Annotated in this window: 20 protein-coding genes; 9 read left to right on the top strand and 11 right to left on the bottom strand. The window is 64.8% G+C overall.

Annotation, left to right across the window (positions count from 1 at the left end):
- Window positions 1-8: 8 nt before the first annotated feature.
- Together T370_RS0107745 and T370_RS0107750 are read right to left on the bottom strand one after the other, a co-directional pair.
- A complete protein-coding gene (locus tag T370_RS0107745; protein WP_009369015.1) occupies window positions 9-257 on the bottom strand; it encodes a hypothetical protein in 249 nt (82 codons plus the stop codon).
- Window positions 254-901, bottom strand: a complete 648-nt coding sequence (locus T370_RS0107750; RefSeq protein WP_005029945.1) for a FadR/GntR family transcriptional regulator — start codon at window positions 899-901, stop codon at window positions 254-256. The genes T370_RS0107745 and T370_RS0107750 overlap by 4 nt, the downstream gene beginning before the upstream one ends.
- A 409-nt stretch (window positions 902-1,310) precedes the next feature.
- Here T370_RS0107750 and T370_RS0107755 point away from each other — a divergent pair, with 409 nt between their 5' ends.
- Window positions 1,311-2,492, top strand: coding sequence for a hypothetical protein (locus T370_RS0107755; RefSeq protein WP_029435364.1), 1,182 nt, complete (start codon window positions 1,311-1,313; stop codon window positions 2,490-2,492).
- 156 nt (window positions 2,493-2,648) lie between these two features.
- On the opposite strand, the gene T370_RS0107760 is transcribed toward T370_RS0107755, so the two are convergent.
- From T370_RS0107760 to T370_RS0107795, 8 genes are all read right to left on the bottom strand, one after another.
- Window positions 2,649-3,515: a PhzF family phenazine biosynthesis protein gene (locus T370_RS0107760; protein ID WP_005029948.1), complete on the bottom strand. Its 867-nt coding sequence runs from the start codon at window positions 3,513-3,515 to the stop codon at window positions 2,649-2,651.
- Window positions 3,516-3,858: 343 nt separating this feature from the next.
- A complete protein-coding gene (locus tag T370_RS0107765; RefSeq protein ID WP_029435365.1) occupies window positions 3,859-4,311 on the bottom strand; it encodes a RidA family protein in 453 nt (150 codons plus the stop codon).
- Window position 4,312: 1 nt separating this feature from the next.
- On the bottom strand, window positions 4,313-5,470 hold the full coding sequence (locus T370_RS0107770) for a M24 family metallopeptidase (RefSeq protein ID WP_029435366.1): 1,158 nt from the start codon (window positions 5,468-5,470) through the stop codon (window positions 4,313-4,315).
- A 160-nt stretch (window positions 5,471-5,630) separates the two neighbouring features.
- Window positions 5,631-6,815, bottom strand: coding sequence for a M24 family metallopeptidase (locus tag T370_RS0107775; RefSeq protein WP_029435367.1), 1,185 nt, complete (start codon window positions 6,813-6,815; stop codon window positions 5,631-5,633).
- 75 nt (window positions 6,816-6,890) lie between these two features.
- Complete coding sequence (locus T370_RS0107780) at window positions 6,891-7,910, bottom strand: amino acid ABC transporter permease (protein ID WP_029435368.1); 1,020 nt, start codon at window positions 7,908-7,910, stop codon at window positions 6,891-6,893.
- 8 nt (window positions 7,911-7,918) lie between these two features.
- Window positions 7,919-8,662, bottom strand: a complete 744-nt coding sequence (locus tag T370_RS0107785) for an amino acid ABC transporter ATP-binding protein (RefSeq protein WP_009369024.1) — start codon at window positions 8,660-8,662, stop codon at window positions 7,919-7,921.
- The gene (locus tag T370_RS0107790; RefSeq protein WP_005029961.1) at window positions 8,638-9,624 is read right to left on the bottom strand and encodes an amino acid ABC transporter permease; all 987 of its coding nucleotides are present in this window, start codon (window positions 9,622-9,624) and stop codon (window positions 8,638-8,640) included. Before T370_RS0107790 ends, T370_RS0107785 begins: the two co-directional genes overlap by 25 nt.
- A 48-nt stretch (window positions 9,625-9,672) precedes the next feature.
- Window positions 9,673-10,482, bottom strand: coding sequence for a substrate-binding periplasmic protein (locus T370_RS0107795; protein ID WP_029435369.1), 810 nt, complete (start codon window positions 10,480-10,482; stop codon window positions 9,673-9,675).
- 1,351 nt (window positions 10,483-11,833) lie between these two features.
- Between T370_RS0107795 and T370_RS0107810 the strand changes: the two genes are divergently transcribed.
- The 6 genes from T370_RS0107810 (at window position 11,834) to T370_RS0107835 (ending at window position 20,868) form a co-directional block, all read left to right on the top strand.
- Window positions 11,834-14,029, top strand: coding sequence for an acetate--CoA ligase family protein (locus tag T370_RS0107810; protein ID WP_016361088.1), 2,196 nt, complete (start codon window positions 11,834-11,836; stop codon window positions 14,027-14,029).
- A gap of 19 nt (window positions 14,030-14,048) precedes the next feature.
- Window positions 14,049-15,821: a thiamine pyrophosphate-dependent enzyme gene (locus T370_RS0107815; RefSeq protein WP_029435371.1), complete on the top strand. Its 1,773-nt coding sequence runs from the start codon at window positions 14,049-14,051 to the stop codon at window positions 15,819-15,821.
- A 13-nt stretch (window positions 15,822-15,834) separates the two neighbouring features.
- Complete coding sequence (locus T370_RS0107820) at window positions 15,835-16,422, top strand: indolepyruvate oxidoreductase subunit beta (protein ID WP_005029970.1); 588 nt, start codon at window positions 15,835-15,837, stop codon at window positions 16,420-16,422.
- A 179-nt stretch (window positions 16,423-16,601) separates the two neighbouring features.
- Complete coding sequence (locus T370_RS0107825; RefSeq protein ID WP_005029972.1) at window positions 16,602-18,182, top strand: N-acyl-D-amino-acid deacylase family protein; 1,581 nt, start codon at window positions 16,602-16,604, stop codon at window positions 18,180-18,182.
- Window positions 18,183-18,484: 302 nt separating this feature from the next.
- Window positions 18,485-19,237, top strand: coding sequence for an IclR family transcriptional regulator (locus T370_RS0107830; protein WP_016361089.1), 753 nt, complete (start codon window positions 18,485-18,487; stop codon window positions 19,235-19,237).
- Between the two features lie 257 nt (window positions 19,238-19,494).
- Window positions 19,495-20,868: a dihydroorotase gene (locus T370_RS0107835; RefSeq protein WP_029435372.1), complete on the top strand. Its 1,374-nt coding sequence runs from the start codon at window positions 19,495-19,497 to the stop codon at window positions 20,866-20,868.
- Between the two features lie 227 nt (window positions 20,869-21,095).
- Here the strand turns inward: T370_RS0107835 and T370_RS0107840 are convergent, their stop codons facing one another.
- Window positions 21,096-21,572, bottom strand: coding sequence for an N-acetyltransferase (locus T370_RS0107840; RefSeq protein WP_005029978.1), 477 nt, complete (start codon window positions 21,570-21,572; stop codon window positions 21,096-21,098).
- A gap of 608 nt (window positions 21,573-22,180) precedes the next feature.
- On the opposite strand from T370_RS0107840, the gene T370_RS0107845 reads away from it, so the two are divergent.
- Together T370_RS0107845 and T370_RS0107850 are read left to right on the top strand one after the other, a co-directional pair.
- Window positions 22,181-23,449 carry an HD domain-containing phosphohydrolase gene (locus T370_RS0107845; RefSeq protein ID WP_029435373.1) on the top strand — a complete coding sequence of 423 codons (1,269 nt, stop codon included), beginning with the start codon at window positions 22,181-22,183 and terminating at the stop codon, window positions 23,447-23,449.
- A gap of 200 nt (window positions 23,450-23,649) precedes the next feature.
- On the top strand, window positions 23,650-25,584 hold the full coding sequence (locus T370_RS0107850; protein WP_029435374.1) for a sigma 54-interacting transcriptional regulator: 1,935 nt from the start codon (window positions 23,650-23,652) through the stop codon (window positions 25,582-25,584).
- Window positions 25,585-25,614 lie beyond the last annotated feature (30 nt).

Here is a 25,614-nt window from a genome sequence, read left to right on the forward strand (position 1 = left end):
GAGCTCCCTTATCCGGTCCGCCCTGCCCCTTCCGGAGCGCGGGCATACATGGCGCGCATAACCGCCGAGGCAAGTTCCCCGGCTCCTATCCGATCCGGGTCCAGCCCGAGCCGCTCGGCCTCGGCCCGCAGCATCGCCGGGCTGAATTCCGGGGGCAGGGGCGTTTCCGGGGGAACCCCTCCCGGCACGTCCCGCGTCCCGGCATCCTCCTCGGAGAACCGGAACCCGAGAAAGGCACGGCGGCTCATACGGCTCATCGCGCCTCCTGCAAGGCCAGCAGGATGGTGGCATACCCCTCCACGGCCTTGGCTGCGGCCCCGGCGTCGGCGTGGCGCAGGGCGCTCAACAGCCGTGCCAGCTGCGCGAACACGTTCTCGCACTGGGGCAGCGTGCACTCCTGCAGCAGCCGCGCCAGCGCCAGACCGTCAGGCAGGACGCGGCTGGCCGCGTCCTCGAGGCGCGGATTGCCCAATACTCGGATCAATATGGAAAAAAAGCGGATCTGCGCTTGGATAAAGGTCTTCATGTCTCCGTTGCGGAGCGAGGCTCCGGCGGAGGGGAGCAAACGCTCCAGTTCGAGAATCACGGACGGGGACACGGCGGGCAGGGACGCGGCCACCAGAGGCGGCATGAGGATGCGGAACGCGGCGAGATAATCCGCGAACGTCCCGGCGGCATGGCGCGCATCGCCCGGCAGGGCCCGGACCACGGTCCCGCTGCCGCGCCGCGTTTCAAGGATGCCCCGGCCCGCCAGCGCCCGCAGCGCCGCGCGCACCGTGGCCCGGTTCACGCCGAAAGCCTCGGCGAGGCCGCGTTCGGACGGGAGGCGCTCAAACACCCCCCAGCGGCCTTCCAAGAGAGCGCTTTCCAGCTGTCGTTCTATGCATTCCTGCTTGTCCATGCAGTCCTTGCCCGCTGTTGTGGGAACGGCTATGGAATGATTCTCATGCCTTCAGCATACGGGCCCCCGGCAAATCCGATCAACTCTTTTTTCAAAATTGCGCTACATGCATACAACGCATTGTTTTTACATGCCTTCAACGGTAAAAGTGGTTGGACCAGATAGCCGCTGGAAACCAAAAAAGACGGCCATGCGGCCCCTTTTGCCTACCGGAAGGCCTCCTTTTCGGGCTCTAACAGGCCTTTTTGCCGGGTATGCGCCCAATTGGATGAACCAATACTATCCGGCCTCCCACCTCTTCCTTCCCCTCCGGCAGCTCCCCGGGAAGCCCGGCGCCCCGATCCCCCCTCGGCCAGCTCTTGCCTTTCTTTCGAAATCCATCACAATGCCCCAAACACCGGAGCTTCGCATGCAGCAGTTTTCCCCGTGGATCGCCGGATTTCCCGGCCTGATCTGGAGCATCGACATCCCCCATTCCCGCCTCAAGGTCTTCAACTGCTGGAGCATCCCCGGCCTCGACGTGCCGCGCCTGCTCAAGGACGCCCGTTACCGGAAAAAAGCCGTACGGCGCGAGGATCACGCCCTGCTCATGGAATTCTGGGACATGCTCACCGCCCGCCGCCCCGCCGCCGTCACCTTCCGGCTGACGAACGGCAACGGGACGTACATCCTGCAAGGCTGGCCCGGCGAAAACGACACGCTCTATTACGGGTTCCTCAAGGAAGCCTTCCTCCCGGCGGCGTATTCGGCGGACGGGCGGCCCGGGACCTGCCAGATGGACATCGGCGGCATCGGCTATCCCGTCTTCGCGCTCGACATCCCCACGCGCGGGCTGCTGATCATCAACGACGCGGCCCGCAGCCTGTTCGCGGCGGCATCCCGCGATCCCAACACCCTGGGCCTCGCCGATATCGCCCCCGGCGGGCTTGCCGAAAAGCTGCTTGAAGCCGGGAACAAAGCCCTTGCCAACGACGCGTGGGCGGGCACGCTCACGTTCAGCAACGCCCAGCGCGGCCTGTTCAGCGCCAAGGTACGCCTCACCCCCTGCGGCGGCGCGGGGGAAGGGCGGGTCGTGCGCGTGGCGCTCCTGAACATCCCCGAAAACCGGAAAAGCGCGGCCTGTCCGCCTTCCGAGGAAGACGCCCAAACCGCGCCCCGCCCGCTCCGCGAGGGGCTGGAAAGCCTTTTCGCCCCCTACGCCGGAGAGCTGGACGGCCTCCTTTTTTCCGACATCCAGTCCCACAAGGGGCAGGTCGTCGTGTACGGCGCGGGCCCCGCCTTCCGCGAGCTGCGCTGGGGGGCGGAACACGCCTACGAAGGCACCATCGCACAGGACATCGAACGCTTCGGCCTGCGCTCGCTCACCGTGGAGGATACGCTGGACAGCATCAAGTCCATCGACTGGGTGCTGTTCGCCCCACACGGCATCCGCTCCTATTTCGCCAAACCGTTCTATACGGAGCAGGGCCTGCACGCCATCCTCATCCTCGCCAGCCTCCGCCCCGGTTCCTTCGGCGCGGACGCCGAAACCCGCTTCGCCAGCCTCATGGGGCCTTTTGAAAGGCTGATCGGCGCATGGCGCAAAGGCTGATGCCCTTAAAACAGCTTTGGTCGTGGGAGGCGGGCACGAAAAAGAAGGGCTTGGATGGCCTCCCCGCGGGCAGGCATAATGAAGGGGAGCTTTCCTGAAGGAAGCTCCCCTGATGCGTTATCGTGCCTTTCGGATGGCGCCGTTGGCTTCGTGCCTTTACCAGCGGAGCGTGCCGCTGGCCGAGCTCACCGCCGTTCCGCCGAGGCGCACGGCATCGAGCTTCCCGCTATCGGAAGCAAGGATCAGTTCCAGTTCCCCGGTTCCCGGGCGGTCGAGGATATGGCCCTGCTCAAGCCGGATGCGCGTCCCGGAACACAGCCCGTGCGCGTGCATGTAGGAAGCCATGCACCCGGCGGCCGATCCGGTGAAAGGATCTTCCCCGGCGTTGTCCGGATCGATGAGCCGGGCGTGCACATCCGTTTCAGGCTCCACGCCTTCGGGGGCGAACACGTACGCCGCCGACACGCCGAGGGGCGCCAAAACAGCTTTGAGGGCGGGCCTGTCCATGTTGATCCGCCGGAGCGCCGCAAGCTCCCGGACGGGAACCATCAGGAAGCTGACGCCCCCCCGCATGAGCTGGCACGGAAGCCCTTCCCGGAGATCGGAAGCCTGAAGCCCGAGCGCTTGGGCCGTTGTCCCGGCGTCGGCGCACGTGTCCGGGACGGCGGGGGGCTGGGTCATGATCACCCTGTCGGGGCGGATGTCCACGGGCAGCACGCCGATGGCGAACTCGAACCGCGCGGTGCCCGGCTTGAGCACGCCCAGTTCCCGCAAAAGGTGCCCCGTGGCAATGGTGGGATGCCCCGCAAAGGGGATTTCCCCGCGCGGCATGAAATAGCGGACACGCACGTCCGCCTTGTCGGAGGCCAACACGAACGCCGTTTCCGGGGCGTTGGTCTCGCGCGCGATGCGCAGCATGTCGGCGGGCTCGATGCCGTCGGCGTCCGTCACCACGGCGCAGGGGTTGCCGGTAAATGGCACCGCAGTAAACGCATCCACGATGTGAAAGGTGCAATTGGGCATAACATATCCTTCAGAGGCAGCCTGTTACGGCTTTTGATGGAGGAGGGACGCACGCGGCGGCCGGAACGGCGCCGCACGTCAGGTTGGCTTGGATGGGAAGCGCCGCGCGGGGACAGCCTTCATACGGGGCACGGGCGGAAACCCGGCCCACGGAGCATCGCGCCCGGAGGCAGCCTCTGCGGGCAACCTTCCCCTCACAAGGGAGGTGCGGAAAAAGGCCCTCCACAGACGTCGGAAAGAGGCGCATTGGAGATCAGGAGGCCCGCCCGCAGCGGTTCCCAAAAAACCGCTGCGGGCGGGAAGCCGGATGCATTCAGGCGGGGGGAGCTGCCACGAACGGCCGTCATCCGGCAAAACCTTCAAGTTCCACTTCAACCACGGCGGCGGGGTTCGGAAGCGCGGCCACGCCGACGCATGTGCAGGCCGGGGCGCAGGACAGCCCCGCGCCGCCTTCCCCGGTACCGGGACCTTCAGGGGAGCCGGGGGCATCCCCTTCCTCCGGAACGCGGCGGAAAACCCGCTCGAACGCCCGGTCGAACGCATCCTTCTGGCCCATGTCCGTGAGGAAGACGGTCATCTTCGCCACCTGTTCCGGGGCAAACCCGGCTTCGGCAAGGATCCCGCGGATATTCCCGAGCACGGTGAGGGACTGCTCATAGCAGCCGGGGTGGTCGATGCGCCCCGTTTCGGGGTTCTGGGCCACCTGCCCGGACAGGAAGAACCGGCCGTCCTTGAGGGTCATGCGCGAGAACGGGAGCCCTGCGGGGCCGCGCCCGATACGCGTAACCGTGCCCATATCAACCGCCGCCGCTGTAATAGGAGTCGGACGCGACGTACGGCTCGCGCCAGTCCTTGTACCAGCCGAGGATCTTGCAGCCGTTGAAATCCAACAGCACCGTGTCGCGGGAGTACAGGATGGTTCCGCCGGGGCCCTGCACATGCGGGTTCAGCACCAGCACCATGCCTTCCTTGAGCACGGTGGCATCGCCCGGTGCGATCCACGGGGCCTCCTGCGAGGCGACGCCGATGCCGTGCCCCCAGTGGACGCCGGTGACGGGGGTGACGCCCGCCCGCTCCGCCGCGTCCAGCATGGCGGCGTAGAGATCCGCGCAGGTCGCGCCGGGCCGCACGGCGGCGAGGGCGGCCTTGCGCATGGCGACAAGCCCTTCATACGCTTTCGTCTGTTCCGGCAGGGGCCAGCCCATCGTCATGAGCCGCGAGCCGAACGCCCAATAGCCGTTCAGCGACGCCTGAAGGTCAAGGCGGTTCATTTCGTCGCGGGCCGTCTTCTTGCCCTGCCCGATGCCGAACTTGGGCGACTCGGCCCAATAGTCTTTGGCATGGGCTCCGGTGGCGGACTGGGAAATCCCGTTGTAGCCGACGGCCTCAAAGCCCCGTTCAAGGGCGTGCATACGGATGAGCTCCGCCTGCCCCTTTTCCGCACGGGCGTCACAGGCGAGGCTGTGATGGGCGGCTCCCAGGATGGCATGGTCGGCGCGGTAGGCGAGATCCTCAAGGAAAGCCGCCTCCTCCGCGCTCTTGATCTGGCGTATGGCGCTGATCGCGGCGGAAATGTCCGTGAGCGCCCATTCGCCCAGGGCATCGCGCAGGGCCACGCTGGCGCGGTTCATGTCCAGCCCTATGGAGGCCAGCCCCAGCGGGCGGAGGAAAGCCGCCAGTTCCGCAGCGGCGTGCGTGGCATCAAGGCTTCCCGGATAGGCGCGGACATCCGAAATGATGCCCCGTTCCCAGCTTCTGGCCCAGAGGGACGGGCTCAGGACGAGGGGGAGCCTGCCTTTGGCGAACAGGACGAATGCGAGGCCAGGATGCTCGTCCGTGAACGGGAGGTGCACCTGCGCCGCGTAACGCATGTTGTCCCCGCCGGACAAAAGGAACGCATCGCAGCCCGAGCGCTCCAGTTCCGACTGGATCTTTTCAAGTACGGTCGTATTCAAGTTCTTCTCCTTGGCTCTGTCGGCAATGGCTTGCCGTTTCCCGGCATCAAAAGCCGGAAGCCGGCCATTCCCGCCCGGCCGGGCGGTCGTGTAGCGGTGCCTTTCCCTGTTGCGGGGAGGGCGGGGATGGCGGTTCGATCTTCCACGGGCGCGTGCTCCCTTAGTGGGCGCTGCGGAACCCTGTGATCATGTAGGGCATGTCCCAGTTCCGATGCCAGCTCAGGAGGCGCGGCCCATCCTTTTCCACGGCATAGATGTCGATGGAGCGGAGGAGTTCCCCTTCCGGGCCCAGTGTCGCCACATCAAGGGCGATGACCATGTTCTCGCAGAGCACGGTCGGATCGTCGGCGGCGAGGTACGGCCCTTCGATCTCCCCGCGCCCGACGCCGTGGCCTATGCCGGAAGCGCTGGAAAGCGGGATGCCCCGCTTTGCGGCTTCCTTCACCACCGCGCCGTGGATATCCGAACAGGCAACGCCGGGGCGGAGCATGTCGAGCGCCAGCATTTTGAGGCTCAGGTTGTCGGCGCAGGCGCTGCGGACGCGCGGGTCCATGTCCTCGCCTATGTGGATCATGCGCGCGGTGACGCCCCAGTACCCGCCGTGGCAGCAGGCATATTCGATCCGGCAGAGCCCTTCCGAGGGAAGGAAACCGCGCTGCGGCATATAGTTGGCGCCGATGGCTTCCCCAGCCACCGCCGCCATGTTGCCGCTCATGCTTGTGCCGCCCTCATAGGCGTGGATGCGTACCCGCTCGATGAATTCGGGCACGGTGTAAAAGCCCTTGCGGTAGGCGCTGCCCGAATGCGCGCCCTCCATGTGGTTGATCGCGCCGATGATGCCGGTATCCACCTGGCGGCAGGCCATTTCGATCCGGTCGATTTCCTCGGGGAGCTTCACAAGGCGCAGGCCGCGCAGCATGGGGCCCGCATCCTTGAACGAACAGCCGGGGAAGGCCGCGCGCAGGGCGTCGAATACGGAAGCGGCGGTCTGGCTGAAATCAACGCCGACCACGCCGTCCAGATCGGGGCGGCTTTCCTTGAGGCGGCGGATAAGGCAATCCGCGCCCACGGCATCTTCCGCCACGGCCACGCAGACGGCGGAGGGTTCCTTGGCAAGCTGCGCTTCGGCGGGCTGGGCCAGATCGGGATACAGCCAGCAGGTGCAGGCCGCCTCGTCCGTTCCGGGCTCGAACAGGGCGAGGACAGCCCTGTCCGGGGTCTGTTTGACATAGGGGAGCATGGGGCCGGCCACGTACCCGAAATTTTCGGGATCGGCCAGCAGGAGGCTCCGCATACCCTGCTCCCGCATGGCTCCGGCGAGCCGGGATTGAATGGATGCTTGCATGTATACTCCTTGTGTTCACACAGTATTGCCTGTTGCGCGGCGGCTGCCGCCTTTCACGAAATCCCGCTGCCCCCGTCAACAGGCCTGGCGGACGGTGGACATGCGTACCTCAAGGTAGCGGGAGAGCCGGGTCAGCGGCACCAGCAGGAGCAGGTAGCCGATGGTGGCGATGATCAGCGGCGTCGGGTTGGCCGTCCACGACTGCACCACAAGCGCCTCGCGCAGCAGTTCCGGGATGCCGACCACGGAACAGATGACGGTTTCCTTGAGCAGCGCCACGAACTGCCCGGTCAGCGGCGGCATGGCGGTCTTGAAGGCCTGCGGGAAAACGATGAGCCGGAAGGTCTTGAAGGTGCCGAGCCCGAGGGAGCGCGCCGCCTCAAGCTGCCCATGCCCCACGGCGCTGACGCCCGAACGCAGGATTTCGCTGAAAAACGCGCTGTGGTTCAGGGTGAGGGTCAGGATGCCGGATACCATCAGCGGCAGGTAGATGCCGATGAACGGCGCGCCGTAGTGGATAAGGGACACCAGCACGATGGTGGGCAGGGCACGGAACACATCCACGTACACCTTGACGAACCCGGTCATGACCTTGTTCTCGAAGAAGCGCACGAGGGTCAGGAAAACGCCGAGCCAGAAGGCGCACAGCGTGGCGATGATCCCCACCTCAAGCGTGGTCATGAACCCGCCCGCCAGTGCCTTCATCCCGCTTTCGCCGAGGATCTCGAAATTGAAGAACACGTAGGCCAGCCGCGACCAGTCCGCGCCGGAATAACGGACGAAGAGCCAGCCCCAGAGCAGGAGGAGCCCCACGGCGGCGCAGGAGGAAAGCACCCGCCCCAGGTTCCTGTTGGACAGGAAGACGATGCCGCCGACGATGGAAAAGAGGGCATAGCCGAACAGCGAAAGGCTCCCCAGCGTGCTCATGCCGCCGCCCACGGGCGTCGCGCCGGGCAGGAGGAGCCCCCACGCGATCAGGACGGCAAGCCCGGACAGGGCGGCTTTCGGCGAATGGTACCAGGGGCCGGCGACACGTGCGCGGCGGCGCGGACGCGGAACCCCTCCGGCCTCTGCCGGATGCGGATCTCTGGACATGGCAGGCCTCACAGGATCTTGCTGAGAAAACTTCTGCAGCGTTCGTGCCGGGGGTTGGTGAAGACCTCTTGCGGCGATCCTTCCTCGATGATCACGCCGTCGGCCAGCACGAGCACCTTATCCGCCACTTCGCGGATAAAGGACATTTCATGGCTCACCACCACCATCGTCATGCCCTGCTTCGCCAGATCAATCATGACTTCAAGGACTTCCCCGATCATTTCCGGGTCAAGGGCGCTGGTAGGCTCGTCGAAGAGCATGACTTCGGGGCGCATGGCGAGCGCGCGGGCGATGGCCACGCGCTGCTGCTGCCCGCCCGAAAGCATGTCGGGGTAGGAGGCGTGCTTGTCGGCGAGCCCGACTCTGGAGAGCAGCTCCATGCCGTACGCTTCGGCCTCCTTATGGGAGAGGCCGCGCACGTTGACCGGGGCCAGCATGATGTTCTGGATGGCGGTCATGTGCGGGAACAGGTTGAACCCCTGAAACACCATGCCGATGTTCTCGCGCATCTTGTTGAGGTTCAGGTGGGGGTCGGTGATCTCCTGGGCGTTGATGAAAATCTCGCCGGAGCTGGCTTCCTCCAGCCTGTTCAGACATCGCAGGAACGTGCTCTTGCCCGATCCCGAGGGGCCGATGACCGCGCAGACCTCACCCTTGGCGACGGTGGTGCTGATGCCGCGCAGGACATGAACATCCTTATAATGCTTATGCAGGTCGCAGACTTCGATCATGCACGATGCGGTGTTGTCCATCTCGCGAGTCTCCTTTCGAGCAACGTGCTTCCGTACATGAGCGGCAGAAGCAGTATCAGATACATGATGGTGATGGTGACGAGGGGGGTCGGGTTGGCCTTCCATTCCACGATTTCCATGGCCCGCTTGAGCAGTTCGGGCATACCCACCACGGAGACGAAGGCCGTGGCCTTGAGCAGCCCCACCAGGTGCCCCGTGAGCGGCGGCAGCACCACGCGGATCGCAAGCGGCAGGATGACGAAGCGCATGGTCTGGATCACGCCGAGCCCGAGGGAACGGGCCGCCTCCACATGCCCCCGGCTCACGGATTCGATCCCGGCCCGGAAGTATTCGATCATGAAGGCCAGCGCGCTGAGGAAAAGCCCGCACACGCCCGCCGCAAAGGGCGTGCTGTGGATTTCAAGGAACGGCAGCGCATAGTAGATGAAGATGACCAGCACGAGGATGGGCAGCGAGCGGAACACATCCACGAACGCGTCGATGGCACAGTTGAAGATCGGGTTGTTCAGGGTGCGGATGATCGCGATGATCGGCGCGATGGTCACGGACAGCACGGCCGAACAGATGAAGATCAGCAGCGTATTCTCAAGCCCGCCGAGCAGGATGGGCCACGTTTCGACGATGAGTTCCCTGTTGAAGAACATCATGCCGAGCATATCCCACTGTGCCCCGGAATACCGGTAAAACACCAGCCCGAGCAAACCGAGGAAGCCGAGCGCGGCAGCCGTCCCCGCCAGTTGCGGGCGCCTTTTGTCCATTGTGGTCACAATCATGGGGACGGCCGCGAGCAGCATATACAGGCCCATGCCAAGCCAGCCGCCGATGCCGAGCGAGGTTCCCGCCGGTGGGAGAAGGCCCCACGCGGCCGCGATGAGGGCGACCACCAGCCCCCACAGGAATCCGTCACGCTGATACCAGAGCCGTTGCCGCTTCTGCCGCGAGTGTGTGTTCTCTGCCTGCATTGCGTCCTCCGCCGGGAAGGGCGGCGCTGGAACGCCGCCCCAAAAAGGTTATTTCGGCTGCCAGGGGGTCGTGTACACGTGCACAGTGGAAGAATCGGGGCCGGGCTTCGTGCCGAGCCACTTTTCGTACAGGGCGGCGAGCGTCCCGTCCCGCTTCATGCTGTTGAGGATCGTGTTGTATTCGTCGCGCAGGGGATCGCCCTTGCGGAAGGCCACGCCCTGAACGAACACGTCGCCCACGGGGAAGGCCACGCCGAGCATGGGGTAATTCTTGATCTGATAGAGGGCGCGGGTCTGTTCGCGCAGGTAGGCGTCGAGCCGCTTGTTCATGAGATCCATGAGGATGTCGATGGAGCGGTCGTAGGTGCGGATGGTGTACGGGCCGTACTTTTCCTGGTTGGCGTCAAGCCAGCGCTGTTCGGCGGTGCCCGCCTCGGCGCCCACGCTCTTGCCCTTGAGCTGTTCCGGGCTGGTGATGGCGTCGTTCTTCCGGGTCACGAAGGCGAGCTGAGCGTCAACCCACGGATCGGAAAAGTCCATCATGACAAGGCGTTCCTTGTTGATCCACGTATTCCCGGCGGCATCCCACTTCTTGGCCTGGAGCCCCGGGGCGAGCCCGGCGAAAGGAATGTTCGTCATCACAAGCTGTTTGCCCATGCGCTTGGCCACTTCCGCGTGCAGATCCACCTCGAATCCCACCAGTTTCCCGTTTTCCATGAAGGCGAAAGGCGGGGCCGTGGCGTTGACCGCGGCACGCAGTTCCTTGCCGGAATCGGCGGCTTCGGCCTTCACCGTCCCCATCACGAGCCCCGTACAGGCCATTGCAGCCAACAAGACAAGAACATGTAACCGGTTCATACTGTGACTCCTCTGTTGAGGGTTCTCTCGCACCGGGAAACCCCAGGGTTTCCGGCTTGCATCAACCGCATATGGAGGCGCTTTCGCGTTTCCCCGTTCCTTGTGCGGGCCGCTTCCCGAGGCAATGGGAAGGCCCGCTTGCTGGTGTTTGCCGTGGCGTTTTTTAGTTCACTATATGAAATTCATTTTGTAATATAAAACTAAACTGGTTCCTCACGTGATGTCAAGAGGGGCGGCACCGTATCCATCACGAAAATTTCAATGGAAAAACACAACGAAGCATGGCGGACATTTTCCGCCACCTGACCATAGCCAATTTATTGCCATACAAAATTTCATACGGGTTTTCAGAGGGTACCGTACGGCGGCGCGCCCCCCCAACGGGGACGGATGCCATCCGGCATGTATCGCCCTGGCAAGCGGCCTGTTTGCGGCTGGCGGCTGCGGTGTGCCGGTTCCCCAAGCCTTCATGGGCATAGGGAAAACCCAAAAGGGATTGCCTGTACCGCCTCGCCTCCTCCATCGCTTTACTGGAAGCCCGGAAACCTTTTGCGGGGCGCTCCTCAACGCCGCCCATTGATACGCCCACACGGGCGAACGGAAGAAAACCGGCAAAGAAACGATCCCCATACAGCCCTGGCAGGCGGGGAACGCGCGGAACACATTATCAAGTTGGAAATATAAGATCATATCTATTTAATAATATTACAGTTTACAGCTTTTTTCTTCAATCCCCCCGCAAGCGCTTTTCCGTCCCGCCTGCCTCCTGCCGCCCTGCTTCCGGATTGGATGTTTCGAAAGAAGCAAGCCCGGCGGGCACCATGACCAGCCCGGCGGGCCATGCGCCAACGGGCCTCCCCTTGCGCCTATCCCCACGGTGATGCGGGTGAAGGCAACGACGCCCACGACGCCGAACGCAACCTGATCCTATCCATGCGTGGATACGTGACAAAGGACCTTTCCACAGAAACCGGCCCATCCGCGCGTATCCTCATTGCGCCGCGGCGCCTCCCCCGCCTTCCTGCCCGCACCGGCTTTCCCGCCAACGGTGCCTATCCTGCTGGAAGGCCGGGCCGCCTTTCCCCACACGCCAAGCGCGGCGGTAGCAGGCAGCCTGCCCACATCCCGCCTTCCGAGCAAAAAACGCTTTGAACTGCATATGATAAGGAAAAAGCAAAAATCTTTCGGCAAGGCTCCCCTTTTTCGGCCCTGCCGCTTGACTTCTTTTGGCGAACCTCATATTTTCGCATTATGAATTTTAGTTCATATAGTGAACAACAAAAAAACAGCCGGTGTCCCAAACCAGAACGCCGCAAGGCACTCCCCTGACCGCCGGACAAAGGAGTCTCCCGTGAAAAAATCCCCTTGGAAACTGGATCCCTTGTTCACGCCACGCTCCATCGCGGTGATCGGCGCATCCCCCAACGGCGGGGCGGGTTCCATCGTCCTCAGGAACATGCAGCGCCTCGGCTATACGGGTACGGTGTATCCCATCAACCCAAAGTATAAGGAAATCTTTGGGTACCCCTGCTACGCGTCCCTGCGCGATCTCCCCGCCCCGGCGGACTGCGCCGCCGTGCTGCTGGGCAGCCGTTCGCTGCTGCCCATGCTTGAGGAGGCGCACGCCGCAGGCGTCAAGGGGGTCTGGGGTTTTGCCAGCGGATTTGCCGAAACGGGCGGGGAAGGCCGGGCCATGCAGCGGCGCATCCACGATTTCTGCCATGAGTCCGGCCTGCTGTTCTGCGGCCCCAACTGCGTGGGCTATGCCAACATCACCGACAAGACCTGCATGTACAGCGCCCCGCTCCCGCAGGCGTTCCGCCCCGGCGACATCGGCGTCATCGCCCAGAGCGGCGCGGTGCTGCTGGCGCTCGGCAACGCCAACCGCATGGCCGGGTTCTCCCGCCTCATTTCCTCCGGCAACGAAGCGGCCCTCGGGCTCGCCGACTACATGGACTATCTGGTCGACGACGACGCCACGCATGTGATCGCCCTCTTCATCGAAACCATCCGCGACCCGGAAGCCTTCGCCGCCGCGTGCTCCCGCGCCGCGGAAAAGGGCAAGCCCGTCATCGCGCTCAAGGTCGGGCGCTCGGAACTCGCCTGCCGCGTGGCGGCCACCCATACCGGGGCCATCGCGGGAAGCGACCGGATACTCGACGCCTTTTTCCGCCGTGCCAACGTCATGCGGGTCAACACCCTCGACGACCTGCTCGAAACCGCCGTCCTGTTCAGCGGGCTGCGCGGCCTTTCCGCCGGTTCGCCGAAGGTGGGGATGGCCACGGTTTCCGGCGGCGAAATGGGCATGTTGGCGGACGTGTGCGCGGACAGCGGCCTCGTCTTCCCGCCCGTTTCCGAGGCCGGGAAGGAACGGCTCCGCAAGGTGCTCCCGCCCTACGCCCCCATCGCCAACCCCCTCGACGCGTGGGGCAGCGGCGATCTGCGCGAGGCCTACCCCGCCAGCCTCGGCATCCTCGCCGCCGAGGAGGATGTGGAAACGCTCATCGTCTCGCAGGACATCCCCGGCAACATGGCCCCCGAACAGGTGGAGCAGTTCTCGGACGTGGCCCGCGCCGCCGTCGCCGTGCGCGCCGCCTCCGGCAAGCCGGTCATCGTCGTTTCCAATATCTCCGGCGGCATCGATCCGGCCATCGGCGATATCCTCGCACAAGGCAACGTCCCCGTGGTGCAGGGCAGCGGCGCGGGCATCCCCGCCATCCGGCGCTGGATAGACTGGTGCGCCGCGCGCGCGGCGAAAACGGCATCTCCCTACCCCCGGAAGGATTCCCCCACTCCTTCCATACTCCCCCCCGAACTGGCTTCGGAACTCGACGCCAGTTCGGGCGTATTGCCCTACGCGCTTTCCGCCCGCCTGCTGCGCCATTTCGGGATCGCCATAGATCACGAGGAGCTTGCGGTTTCGCTTGAGGAAGGCATGGCGGCAGCCGGGCGCATCGGCTATCCCGTCGCCCTGAAAGCCGCCTCCCCCGACATCGCGCACAAGACCGAGACCGGCCTCGTCAAGCTCAACCTCCGCACCGGCGCGGAATTCGCGGCGGCATGGCGCGAGCTTGAAGGCATCCTTGCCCTGCACCACGCGGACGCGCGGCGCGAGGGGATGCTCGTGCAAGGCATGGTGCGGAGCGCGGGCGGCAAATCCGGCGACGTGGTGGAAACCATTGTCGGCGTGAACCGTGACGGCGGGTTCGGATCGGCGGTCATGGTGGGGCTCGGCGGCGTGTTCGTGGAGCTGCTGCGCGACGTTTCGCTTGAGCTGGCCCCGCTCTCACCCGAAGGCGCCCGCGCCATGATCGGCAGGCTCAAGGCCGCCAAGTTGCTTACCGGCTTCCGAGGGCGCGCCGCGTCCGACGTGGAAGCCCTCTCCGATGTGCTCGTCCGGGTGGCAGCCATGTGCTGCGCGCTGGGCGACAGGCTCGTTTCGCTCGACCTGAACCCGGTCATGGTGCTGCCGGAAGGGGAAGGCGTACGCATTGTGGACATCGTGATGCAGGTGGCTCCGGCACGGCATTGCGGGGAAACCGACTAATCTTGATGGAGAAAAGCCGATGAAGAAACTTCTGTCCGGCAACGAGGCCCTCGCACGGGGCGCGCTGGAAGCGCGCATAGAGATCGCCTGCGGCTATCCGGGGACACCCAGCTCGGAAATCCTTGAAAACGTCAGCAAGTACAAAGAAATATACTCAGAATGGTCGGTAAACGAGAAGGTGGCGATGGACGCCGCCGCGGGCGCGGCCTATTCCGGGCGCCGCGCGCTCGTGACCACCAAGCAGGTGGGCATGAACGTCATGTCCGATTCGCTGTTCTATACCGCCTACACCGGCGCGGAGGCCGCGCTCGTGGTCGTCACCGCCGACGATCCGGGCCTGTTCAGCTCCCAGAACGAGCAGGACAACCGCCACTACGCCAAGCTCGGCAAGTTCCCCATGCTGGAACCCTGCGACAGCCAGGAATGCAAGGATTTCATGATCGAAGCCGTGGACATGAGCGAACGCTTCGACACGCCCGTGGTCATCCGCACGACCATGCGCACCTCACATTCCAAGTCCGTGGTGGAGCTCGGCACCCCCGGCTCCTACGGGCGCGAGGTCGGCCCCTTCCCCCGCAACATCGAGAAGTACAACTCCATGTGCACGTGGGCGCGCAAGCGGCACTACATCCTTGAACAGCGCCTGCTGGACATCGAGGAATGGAGCAACACGTGGCCCGGCAACCGCATCGAATGGGGCGACCGCGAATACGGCTTCATCGCCGGGGGCATCATCTACGAATACGTGAAGCAGGTCTTCCCCGAAGCCTCCATCCTCAAGCTCGGCATGTGCTACCCCCTGCCGAAGAAGCTGATCCGGGAGTTCGCGGACGGCGTGCGCAACGTCATCGTGGTCGAGGAGCTTGACCCCTTCATCGAGGAGCAGGTCAGGGCTATGGGCATCCCCGCGCGCGGCAAGGACATTTTCTCCATCTGCGGCGAACTGCTGCCGGAGGACATCGCCGAAAGCTGCCGCAAGGCGGGCATCCTTAAAGATACGGCCCCCGCGTTCAGCGACACGTCCGAATCCCTCCCCAGCCGCAGCCCGCTGCTGTGCTCCGGCTGCCCGCACCGCTCCACGTTCTACAACCTTTCCCAGATGAAGGTGCCGGTGGCGGGCGACATCGGCTGCTACAACCTCGGCACCCTGCCGCCCTTCAATGCCCAGCACACCATGGGGGCCATGGGCGCGAGCGTGGGCGTGCTGCACGGCATGGGCCTTTCCGGGCTGCCCGAGCCCGCCGTGTGCACCATCGGCGACGGCACCTTCTTCCATGCGGGCGTCGCGCCGCTACTGAACATGGTCCACAACAAGGGCAAGGGCACGGTCATCATCATGGACAACCGCACCACCGCCATGACCGGGCATCAGGACAACCCCGGCATCGAGGCGACCCTGTCCCTCGGCACCGTGGCGCCTGTGGACATCGCCGGGCTGTGCCGCGCCTGCGGCGTGGAAAAGGTGCTCACCGCGGATGCCTTCGATCTCGCCGCCGTCCGGAAGGCGCTTGAAGAGTGCACCGCCTACGACGGGGTTTCCGTGCTCATCACGCGCGGGGACTGCGTGTTCGTCTCCCGCAGCCCCAAGCCCGCCCGCGTGGTGGATGCCGACAAGTGCATCGCCTGCGGCAAGTGCATCCAGAGCGGCTGCCCCTCCGTGGTGCTGTCCGACGAAAAGCACCCCAAGACCGGGAAGCGCAAGGCCCGCATCGAACCCGTGACCTGCGTCGGCTGCGGCATCTGCGCCCAGATCTGTCCCGTCCACGCCATCTCCGGCCCCGAACAAGCCTAAGGAGCGCATCCCCATGAAAAAGACCATCCGTTTCCTCATCACCGGGGTCGGCGGGCAGGGAACCATCCTCGCCAGCGACATCCTCGCCGAAGTAGGGCTCCGGCTCGGCCACGACGCCAAGAAATCCGACATCCTCGGCCTCGCCGTGCGCGGCGGCTCCGTGGTCAGCCACATCATCTGGGGCGAAAACGTCCGCGCGCCCATGATCGACCGGGGCACCGCCGACTATTACCTGAGCTTCGAATGGCTGGAGGGCCTGCGGCGGCTCGTCTATACGAATAAGGATACGGTCGTGCTCGCCAACGACTGGCGCATCGACCCCGTATCGGTAAGCTCCGGGCAGGCCGACTATCCCGACGAGGACGGCATCCGCGCCGCCATCCGCGAACGCTGCGCGGGCCTGCGGGAAATCCCGGCCACGCCGCTCGCCGTGGAGATGGGCAACGCCCGCGTGTTCAACAGCGTCATGATGGGCGGGCTGGCCCAGCTCGTCGGGGGCGACGCCGACGTCTGGCGCTCCGTCATCGCCGACCGGGTCGCGCCCAAAGTGCGGGATCTCAATGTCCGGGCATTCGATGCCGGGCTGAACCACACGTTCTAGGGCCATCCCATCTTGAAACGGCTTTCGCCGCACGCGGGTGCGGCGTGCCGTGAACCGGCGTGGGGTCTGGTGAAGACGGCGCTTCCTACCGGAGCCCGGCTTTGAGGCGTATGCCCTTGCAAAGGCCACCTGCCCTAAAGACGCCGCGGGGATTCCGCGGCATGTGAGGGAACATTCCCATGTTTGATATTCTGTTCCGCAATGCAAAGGTCATCGACGGCACGGGCAACCCGTGGTTCTACGGTGATGTGGGCGTGGAAGGCGGCACCGTCGCCGCCGTGCTGCCCCCCGGCTCCACGGCCCGCGCCCGCCGCGTGGCGGATGTGGACGGCAAGGCGCTCTGCCCCGGCTTCGTGGACGGGCACAGCCATTCGGAATTGCCGCTCCTCGCCGGGGAGGGCATGGACTGCAAGATCATGCAGGGCGTGACCACCGAAAACCTCGGGCTGGACGGCATGTCCCTCGCGCCGATCAAGGACGGCGACAAGGCCGACTGGAAGAAACACCTTTCCGGCCTCGCCGGGACGCTCGACGTGCCGTGGACGTGGAACAGCTTCGCGGAATACCTCGACTGCCTGCAGGCCGCGAAGCCGCCGCTCAACGTCTCCTCGTACGTGGGGCTGGGCACGGTGCGCCTGAGCGTCATGGGCATGGCCGACAGGCCCGCGGAAGACCACGAAATCCGGGCCATGCGGGATCTGGTCGCCCGGTGCATGGACGAGGGCGCGCGCGGCATCTCCGCCGGGCTGATCTACCCTCCGAGCCGCTACCAGAGCCTTGAGGAAACCGTGGCCGTAGCCAAGGCCGCGGCGGCGCACGGCGGCATCTACGACGTGCACATGCGCAACGAGGCCGACGCCATCGCCGAATCCGTGGAGGAGGTGATCGCCATCAGCGAACGCTCCGGCATCCCCGCCATGATCACCCACTTCAAGATCCGCGGGAAAAAGAACTGGGGCCGTTCCGCCGCGCTCATCCGCCGCATCGACGAGGCCCGCGCCGCCGGGATCGACGTCACGATGGCCCAGTACCCCTACACGGCGGGGAGCACGTTCCTGCATGTGGTCATCCCGCCGTGGTACCACAGCCGGGGCGTGGACGGCCTGCTGCGGGCCCTGCGCGAGGAACGCGGCGCCATCAAGCATGACCTCGACACGCGCATGGACTGGGAAAACTTCTCGCAGTCCGTGGGCTGGGAAAAGATCTTCGTCTCTTCGGTGGTCAGCGAAGCCAACCAGCCCTGCGTGGGCAAGAGCATCTCGCAGATCGCCGCCGAACGGGGACATGCCGACCCCGCCGACGCCGCCTTCGACCTGCTGGTGGAAGAGCAGCTCGCCGTGGGCATGATCTCGTTCGGGCTCGACGAGGCGGACATCACCGCGATCATGCGCCACCCGGCCGTGAGCTTCATCACCGACGGGCTCATGAGCGGAAGGCCCCACCCGCGCGCCTACGCCACCTACCCCCGCATCCTCGGCCGCTATGTGCGTGAGCAGGGCGTCCTTTCCCTTGAGGAGGCCGTCCGCAAGATGACCTCGCTCCCCGCCCGCAAGATCAGGCTGCGGAACAAGGGCGTCATCGCCGAGGGCTACGACGCGGATCTGGTGGTCTTTGACCCGGATACCGTCATCGACAAAAACAGCTATGACGATCCCCGCGTGCATCCCGCCGGGATCGCGCACGTACTCGTCAACGGCGTGTTCGTGGTGGAGGACGCCGCGCTCACGGGCGCACGGCCCGGGAGGGTCATCAGGGACTAGCCGCCCCGCAAGGGAAACGGCCCCGTGCCGTGGGAGGCCCGCCTGACGGGAGGGGCCATCCGAAGGGAACCGCGCCGGGGACGCCCCCAGCGCGGAGCACACAAGGAACGGCTGCCCGTGCGGAACGCGGGGCAGCCATAACAGGCTGCGGAAACAATACTCGGATCCCTGCGCCGAAACGGACGGCGGGGGAACGCTTTCAGGTGCCGGAGCGTATTGCCTTTCTCATGACGGGTAGGCATACTTTCACGCCGGAGGACGGAGCTTTCCCCGCCGCCGCATATCCCTTTCCGGAGATTCCCATGCTGACATCATCACAAAAAGTTTTCGACGTTCTGGAATTCCTCTGCGCCAACGGCCCGCACAAGGCCCTTGAGGTAAGCAAGGCCCTGTCTCTGCAAAAGAGCTCGGTGCACCGCTTCCTCAACAGCCTCATCGAGTTCGGCTATGTCCGCAAGGACGACCAGACGGGGCTTTTTTCGGTGACGCTCAAGGTGGTGCAGCTCGGCGCCATGGTGAGCAGCAAGATCGACATGGTGGAAACCGGGAGATCGTACATGCGGGAACTGGTGGCCACGTTCGATCAGGCCACGGTCAGCTTCGCCACGTTCATGGACAAGCAGGTGCTCGTCCTGCGCCGCGAATACCCCCGCAACTGCGTCACGCGCATCGATCTGAGCCAGCAGCTCCCCGCCTATTGCACGGGGCTCGGCAAGGCTCTCCTCTCGACGAAAAGCGAAGAGGAAATCGACGAATACATCGCCACCGTCCCGCGGACGGCCTACACCCTGCATACCCTGACGGACGGGGCGCGCCTCAAGCAAGACCTGCTCGCCGCCAAGGAAAAGGGATACGCCGAGGACATCTCCGAAATCAGCGACTCGCTCCACTGCGTCGCCGTGCCCATCCTCACCCCGCACGGCGGGCTCTGGGCCATCAGCCTTTCGGGGCATTGTTCCGTCATCCGCGAGTACGGTGTGGAAAACATCGTGAAGCATCTGAAAAAGGCCGTCTGGGATATGACCTCAGGCTATTCCGCCGCGCCCGTCGCCTGACCCGCCGGTTCGCCCGCGCCCCCGGCAAAGCGCCCGTTCAGGAAGCGCCCGCCGCGCTGCCGCGAGGCATCCGGGCTCCCGCAATGCCCTTGCCGGAGGCCCCTCCGGGGATGGGATGAAGCGGCAAGGTGAACCGCCCCGACGCGCCCCTCGGCGGAACCCCTCCGGGGGCGGCATGAGGGGCGGCTCCCGCCAACGGGAGGGGGAAGCCATCAGGCCGCCGGACAAGGCAAGGGGTGCTTCACTGGGGACACGCCATGAGTACGACTCTGATCACAAACGGCATCGTCGTTGATGCCGGAACCATGCGCCCGCTGGACATCCTCATTTCCGGGGAACGGGTGGAAAGCCTCCTCCCACGCGGCTCCGAGGTGCGGGCCGACCGGGTCATCGACGCCTCCGGGCGCTACGTGCTGCCCGGCATCATCGACGCGCACAACCACCCCGTCTATGCAGACCGCATCGACCGCCTGTCGCGGGCGGCCCTGTCCGGCGGCGTCACCACCGTCATCCCCTACATCGGGGCCGTCGCCGCATGGGGCAAACAGGGCGGGCTGGTTCAGGCCATCGACGACTTCATCAGGGAAGGGGAAACCGGTTCCTGCATCGACTTCGGGCTGCACTGCACCCTGACCGCCAACGTCATGGAAGAGGCCGACGAAGCCATCCCCGAACTGGTCGCGCGCGGGGTCATTTCCTTCAAGGCGTTCACATCCTACAGGAAGCGGGGCATGAAACTGGAGGACGACCAGATCCTGCATCTCATGGAACTGGTCGCGCGCGAAAAGGCCCTCCTCGCCTTCCATGCGGAAAACGACGCCATCCTTGAATATCTGGAAGCCAAGGCCGTTGCCGAGGGGCGGGAGCACCCCCGCGATTACCCCGCGACGCATCCCAACATTTCCGAGGCCGAGGCCATCTTCCGCGTGCTTTCGCTGGCCTCTGTCGCGGGCTGCAACATCTACCTGCCGCATGTCACCTGCAAGGAATCCCTCGAAGCCATCAGGCTGTTCAGGAAGTGGGGCACGGTGCCCACGCTTTTCGCCGAAACCTGCCCCCATTATCTGACGCTGGACGACAGCCAGCTTGCGCTGCGCGGCAACCTCGCCAAGATGTCCCCTCCCCTGCGCAAGGAGGCAGACCGCGAGGCGCTCTGGGAGGCGATCCGCAACGGCGAAATACAGGTCGTCGCTTCCGACGCGGCGGGGCACGCCACCGCCGCCAACGAGCCGCTCTTTGCCGAAACCTTCCGGGCCCCGCACGGCGCGCCCGGCGTGGATACGCTTTTCTGCGTCACGTGGAACGAAGGGATTGCCAAGGGCCGCGTCGCCATCCCCGACCTTGTGCGGCTCTTGTGCGAAAACCCCGCGAAATGCTTCGGCCTGTATCCAAGAAAGGGAACCCTCCTCCCCGGATCGGATGCGGACGTGGTCATCGTCGATCCCGGAGACGACTGGATCATCCCCGACAGGAACGAGCACATGGCCGTGGACTACAGCCTGTTCGCGGGCATGGGCTGCCTCGGCAGGCATCGCACCGTGCTGCTGCGCGGCGCAGTCGCCTATGAGGACGGGAAGATCCTCGACGACGCCCGGCGCGGCGTTTTCCTGCGCGGCAGCCTGCCCGCCTAACGGCGCACCGACACTGAAGGAAAAGGGCCAAGGCTGGCGGAATTCGCCCAGCCTTGGCCCCTTATCGTCCCCGCCCTGCAGCCCGGAGGCGATGCACAACACTTTCAGCAACGAAAAAAGGAAGCGGCCCGCCCTCACAACGCAAAGGCGGTGCCGCGATGCCTCCCTCCGGCAAATAACGGCTTACACATATGGCGAAGCCTACGCCCTCAGAGCCCGGCGTGCCTTCAGGCGCCGCCCGCATCCAGGTGGCGCATCACCGCCACTTCGTCACAGTCGGGGAAACGGGGGCAGTTCGCACAGACGATCCAGACGCGCTGGGGCAACAGATCCTTGCTCACCACGCCAAAGCCGTTCCGCTCGAAAAAGCGCACCTGATACGTCAGCGCGAATACCCGGTCGATGCCTATCCTGCGGGCATCCTTACAGCACTCGTCCACGAGGATGTTGCCGAACCCGTTCCCCCGCCACGGCTTGGCAATGGCGAGGGAGCGGACTTCCGCCAGGTTTTCCCAGATCACCGCCAGCGCCGCGCAGCCGATGAATTCCCCGCCGCTGGTTTCCAGAATGCGGAAATCCCTGATCTGGCCGTACAGGTTCGACAGCGAACGCGGCAACAGCAGGCCCTCCGCCGAACATTCCATGAGCAAACCGTGGATCTTCTTCGCATCGCACATCCGCGCGGGGCGCAAGACTGGTTGCATGATACAACGCTCCTGTCCAAAAAGCGATTCAACAAAAAAGAGCGGCCTTCATCCCGGAACAAGCTGCGGCGCATGGCCCCTTCCACGGGCCTCTCCCGTAGCGGTTCCGATCTTCAAGGCCGTTGTGCCGCTTCACACTGGCGCTATGCCCGCCGAAACCCCTTCGAACAAGGGCCTCACCTCTCTTTCGATTGAAACTATCCGTGATGATATACCTGTTTTTATCGCCAGACACAACAGTTGGCATCGTCAATCCCCCTTTTTCTTACGGGATGGGGCAACGACACGTCTTGGGGCAACTCCGGGTTGCGGGCGCTGCCATGTGCTTTACTGCGGGAAGGATAGATTCCGTAACGCCACGGCTACGATGCGCCCAGCCACGGCTAGTGGGCCTTCGGTGTCCACGCCCCCGCGCAGGGCCGCCTCCGGTCACGTTCCTGCCGCCGGGCACTGAGGCCGAAGGGATGATCTCTTCCACGGGTTCGTCCATACCGATGGACACGTTACGCATATCCCCCGTTGACATTTGCGGCAGACCCCATATTCTCCGGCAATCTTCCGCCGATGGCCCGCGCCGGCGGCCATCTTTGCTCCTCTTCGGGTACGCCATGCAACTGCGCATCAAGCTTTATGATCTGATTCTGGCCTTCGCCAACGCGCTGGACCAGGTTCATCCGGCCCTGACCGGCCACCACAGGCGAGTGGGTTTCCTTCTCGACAGGCTGGCCGAACGCCTCGGCCTTCCCTCCGAGGAGCGGGAACGGCTCTTCCTCGCCGGGATCATGCACGACGTGGGGGTCATCCCCCTGAAAACCAGTGCGGAAGATCTCGTCTTCGAGCGCGAGCGCTATCTCCATCCGCAAGCGGGCTGCCTGTTCCTGCAAAACTGCCCCACGCTGGCCGAAGAGGCGGAGCGGGTGCGCTTCCACCACATGTACTGGGAAAAGGCATATGACAGGGGGCTCGCCGCCCGCGAAGGCAGCCTCATCAACATCGCGGATCGCGTGGATGTGGATCTGCGCGCCAAGAACGATTTCCGGGAGGCCGTGGAGGGCGCGGATCGCAGGGTATGCGAACGACGCCCCGGCATCTACTCGCCCGACCACATCGAGGCCATGCAAGACATCCTGCACGACGAGGAAACGCTCAATGACCTCGCCGGGGCGCACATACGCCTCCCCGCCTTCGTCCGGCGGCGCTACGGCGATCAGATCCTCACGCCGCAGGAAACCATCCAGTTCAGCACCCTGTTCGGGCACATCATCGACTCATGCAGCCCCTTTACCGCCACCCATTCCACGGGTGTGGCCCACATGGCTGTGGCGCTCGGGCGTCTGACGGGCATGGGGCAGGATGACCTCGACACGCTGTTCGTCGCGGGTATGCTCCACGACATCGGCAAACTCGGCATCCCGCTGGCGCTGCTCGAAAAACCCGGGCAGCTGACCGACGAGGAATTCCCCAAGGTGAAGCGCCACGCCGACCTCAGCCGCCTGTGGCTGGACGCCGTACCCGGCTTCGAGCGCGTGAGCGTCTGGGGCGGCGGGCACCACGAACGGCTGGACGGCAAGGGCTACCCGCTGGGCCTGAAGGGCGAGGAGATCCCTCTCCCCTCACGGATCATGGCGATTGCGGACGTGTTCACGGCATTGACCGAAGACAGGCCCTACCGCAAGGGCATGGCGCCGCCCGAGGCCCTGCGCATCGTGAAGGGCATGGTGAAGCAGGGCCATCTTGACGGCGACCTGTCCAGGCTCCTGTGCGATCATGCCGACGAACTCGACGCCGTCCGAGCCTCCTCGCAGGCGGAGGCTCGGCGAGGCTTTCAGGCCCTGCACGACGCCTGTGCCGAGCCCGACGAACGGCTGCGGGATTAGGGCCTCCGTACGCGGGCAGCGCCGGCGGATCTTCCCGCGTGAGGAGGCTGTGCCGCGTACCGGCGGTTTCCCGCGCGGCTTCCGTTTCCGGATGGCCTTTCCTCGAAGAGGCCTTCCGGCGGGCCCCGTCCCGCCCACCCTTGTTGCTGAAAGGCAACATGTATAATCCCCGTGACCCTCAAACGAACGCGCAGGAGCGTATGCCGTTGCCTCAAATCCGTATCGTCAGCATTTCCCCTTATCCGGAAATGGAAAGGATCGTTCAGGATGTCATCGCGGCCCATCCTCAGCGCGGGCGCATCGACAACCGCATCATCACCGCGACCGTGGACAGGCTCGACCTCTCGGAACTGCACGACTGCGACGCCATCATCGCCCGGGGCTATTCCGCCCGGCGGCTGAAGGCGCAGGGACTGGGCGTCCCCGTCATCGACATCGCCATTTCCGGCTACGACGTCATCCGTTCCATCCAGGAATGCCAACGGCGGTTTCAAACGCGGCGCATCGGTTTCGTCGGCTTTTACAACGCCTTCAACGGGATCGAGCAGTTTTCCGGCATGTTCGGCTGCGACATCCGCGTCTACATCCCCGAATGCGCGGCGGAGATCTGGCACGCGCTGGAACTGGCCAAGCAGGACGGCTGCGACGTCATCGTCGGCGGCTATTCCGTGCAGCAGGACGCGGGCCTTCTGGGGCTGCCCGCCATCCTGCTGCGCACGGGCCGGGAAACCTACGCGCAGTCGCTGGAGGAGGCCATCCGGACGGTCACCCTCGTCCAGCAGGAGCGTATCCGGACGGAAACCTATAAAATCATTACTGAGTCGGTGAAGGACAGCTTGCTCTACGTGGACGCCTCCGGGATCATCCGGCTGGACAATCCCGCCGCCTGCCTCATGCGCGACGCCCCACTCAAGGACGTGCCCCTCGAAACGGCCTTCCCCTGCATGAAGGACAGCTTCAGCCGGGCGATGCGCGACTGCGCGGAAATTCAGGGCGAAGTGCGCAAGGTGCGCGGCGTTTCCATCACCTTCGACTGCACGCCGGTAGCCGTCAACGGGATCGCGGCGGGCGTCGTCATCAGCTTCCAGAACGTGGACAAGGTCCAGCAGCTCGAAGGGCACATCCGCAAAAAGCTGAGCAACAAGGGACTGACGGCCAAGCACCACCTTTCGGACATCGTGCATTGCAGCCGGCTGATCGACGAAACCATCGAGGACGCCTGCCGCTACGCCGCCGCTTCGTCCAACATCCTGATCGTGGGCGAGACGGGGACGGGCAAGGAACTGTTCGCGCAGGGCATCCACAACGCCAGCCAGCGCCGCAACGGGCCGTTCGTGGCCATCAACTGCGCGGCCCTGCCTGAAAACCTGCTTGAAAGCGAGCTGTTCGGCTACGTGGAGGGCGCGTTCACGGGGACGACGCGGGGCGGCAAGATGGGGCTTTTCGAACTGGCCCACAACGGGACGCTGTTCCTCGACGAAATATCCGAAATCCCGCTGAACATGCAGAGCAAACTCCTGCGCGTGCTCCAAGAGCACGAGGTCCGGCGCATCGGCGACGACCGGGTGACCGCCGTGGACGTGCGCATCATCTCGGCGACCAACGTCAACCTCCACAAGCTCGTCGCCGCCAAGCGCTTCCGGCAGGATCTGCTCTACCGCCTCGACGTGTTGAAAATCACGATCCCGCCTCTGCGCCGACGGGGGGAGGACGTCATCGAGCTGTTCCACTTTTTCCTCAAGAAATTCTGCTGGAAGAACCGCGAGGCCCTGCCGGAGGTCGCCCCGGACTCGCTCCACCTGCTCCGGGAATACCCTTTCGCGGGCAACGCGCGGGAACTGCGCAACGTCGTCGAGCGGGCGGCCGTCCTGCGCCGCAACCGGGACGTCCTGACCTCCGCGGATCTCAACAGGGCCCTGCATCCCGAGGACATCGAGGAAGTGCCGCCCCTTCTTGCGGCAACGCCAGCGCCCTTCCCTCCCGAGGCCCCGCAAGCCTCCGGGCCGGACAACGAAAAGGACAGGCTGCTCGCGGCCCTGCGCTCCTGCGGCGGCAACCGGACCCGTGCCGCCCGCGAACTGGGCATGGACCGAACCACACTATGGCGCAAACTCCAGAAATATATACAGAAATAACCAGTACATCCAACAGGTTGCCCTTTTGGG

It is taken from the genome of Bilophila wadsworthia ATCC 49260 (assembly GCF_000701705.1).
Lineage (GTDB): Bacteria > Desulfobacterota > Desulfovibrionia > Desulfovibrionales > Desulfovibrionaceae > Bilophila > Bilophila wadsworthia.

Bases quoted from the DNA above. Each gene is read 5' to 3' on its own strand.
- T370_RS0107745 (WP_009369015.1), bottom strand. From the start codon at position 257: ATGAGCCGTATGAGCCGCCGTGCCTTTCTCGGGTTCCGGTTCTCCGAG.
- T370_RS0107750 (WP_005029945.1), bottom strand. From the start codon at position 901: ATGGACAAGCAGGAATGCATAGAACGACAGCTGGAAAGCGCTCTCTTG.
- T370_RS0107755 (WP_029435364.1), top strand. From the start codon at position 1,311: ATGCAGCAGTTTTCCCCGTGGATCGCCGGATTTCCCGGCCTGATCTGG.
- T370_RS0107760 (WP_005029948.1), bottom strand. From the start codon at position 3,515: ATGCCCAATTGCACCTTTCACATCGTGGATGCGTTTACTGCGGTGCCA.
- T370_RS0107765 (WP_029435365.1), bottom strand. From the start codon at position 4,311: ATGGGCACGGTTACGCGTATCGGGCGCGGCCCCGCAGGGCTCCCGTTC.
- T370_RS0107775 (WP_029435367.1), bottom strand. From the start codon at position 6,815: ATGCAAGCATCCATTCAATCCCGGCTCGCCGGAGCCATGCGGGAGCAG.
- T370_RS0107780 (WP_029435368.1), bottom strand. From the start codon at position 7,910: ATGTCCAGAGATCCGCATCCGGCAGAGGCCGGAGGGGTTCCGCGTCCG.
- T370_RS0107785 (WP_009369024.1), bottom strand. From the start codon at position 8,662: ATGGACAACACCGCATCGTGCATGATCGAAGTCTGCGACCTGCATAAG.
- T370_RS0107790 (WP_005029961.1), bottom strand. From the start codon at position 9,624: ATGCAGGCAGAGAACACACACTCGCGGCAGAAGCGGCAACGGCTCTGG.
- T370_RS0107795 (WP_029435369.1), bottom strand. From the start codon at position 10,482: ATGAACCGGTTACATGTTCTTGTCTTGTTGGCTGCAATGGCCTGTACG.
- T370_RS0107815 (WP_029435371.1), top strand. From the start codon at position 14,049: ATGAAGAAACTTCTGTCCGGCAACGAGGCCCTCGCACGGGGCGCGCTG.
- T370_RS0107820 (WP_005029970.1), top strand. From the start codon at position 15,835: ATGAAAAAGACCATCCGTTTCCTCATCACCGGGGTCGGCGGGCAGGGA.
- T370_RS0107825 (WP_005029972.1), top strand. From the start codon at position 16,602: ATGTTTGATATTCTGTTCCGCAATGCAAAGGTCATCGACGGCACGGGC.
- T370_RS0107830 (WP_016361089.1), top strand. From the start codon at position 18,485: ATGCTGACATCATCACAAAAAGTTTTCGACGTTCTGGAATTCCTCTGC.
- T370_RS0107835 (WP_029435372.1), top strand. From the start codon at position 19,495: ATGAGTACGACTCTGATCACAAACGGCATCGTCGTTGATGCCGGAACC.
- T370_RS0107840 (WP_005029978.1), bottom strand. From the start codon at position 21,572: ATGCAACCAGTCTTGCGCCCCGCGCGGATGTGCGATGCGAAGAAGATC.
- T370_RS0107845 (WP_029435373.1), top strand. From the start codon at position 22,181: ATGCAACTGCGCATCAAGCTTTATGATCTGATTCTGGCCTTCGCCAAC.
- T370_RS0107850 (WP_029435374.1), top strand. From the start codon at position 23,650: ATGCCGTTGCCTCAAATCCGTATCGTCAGCATTTCCCCTTATCCGGAA.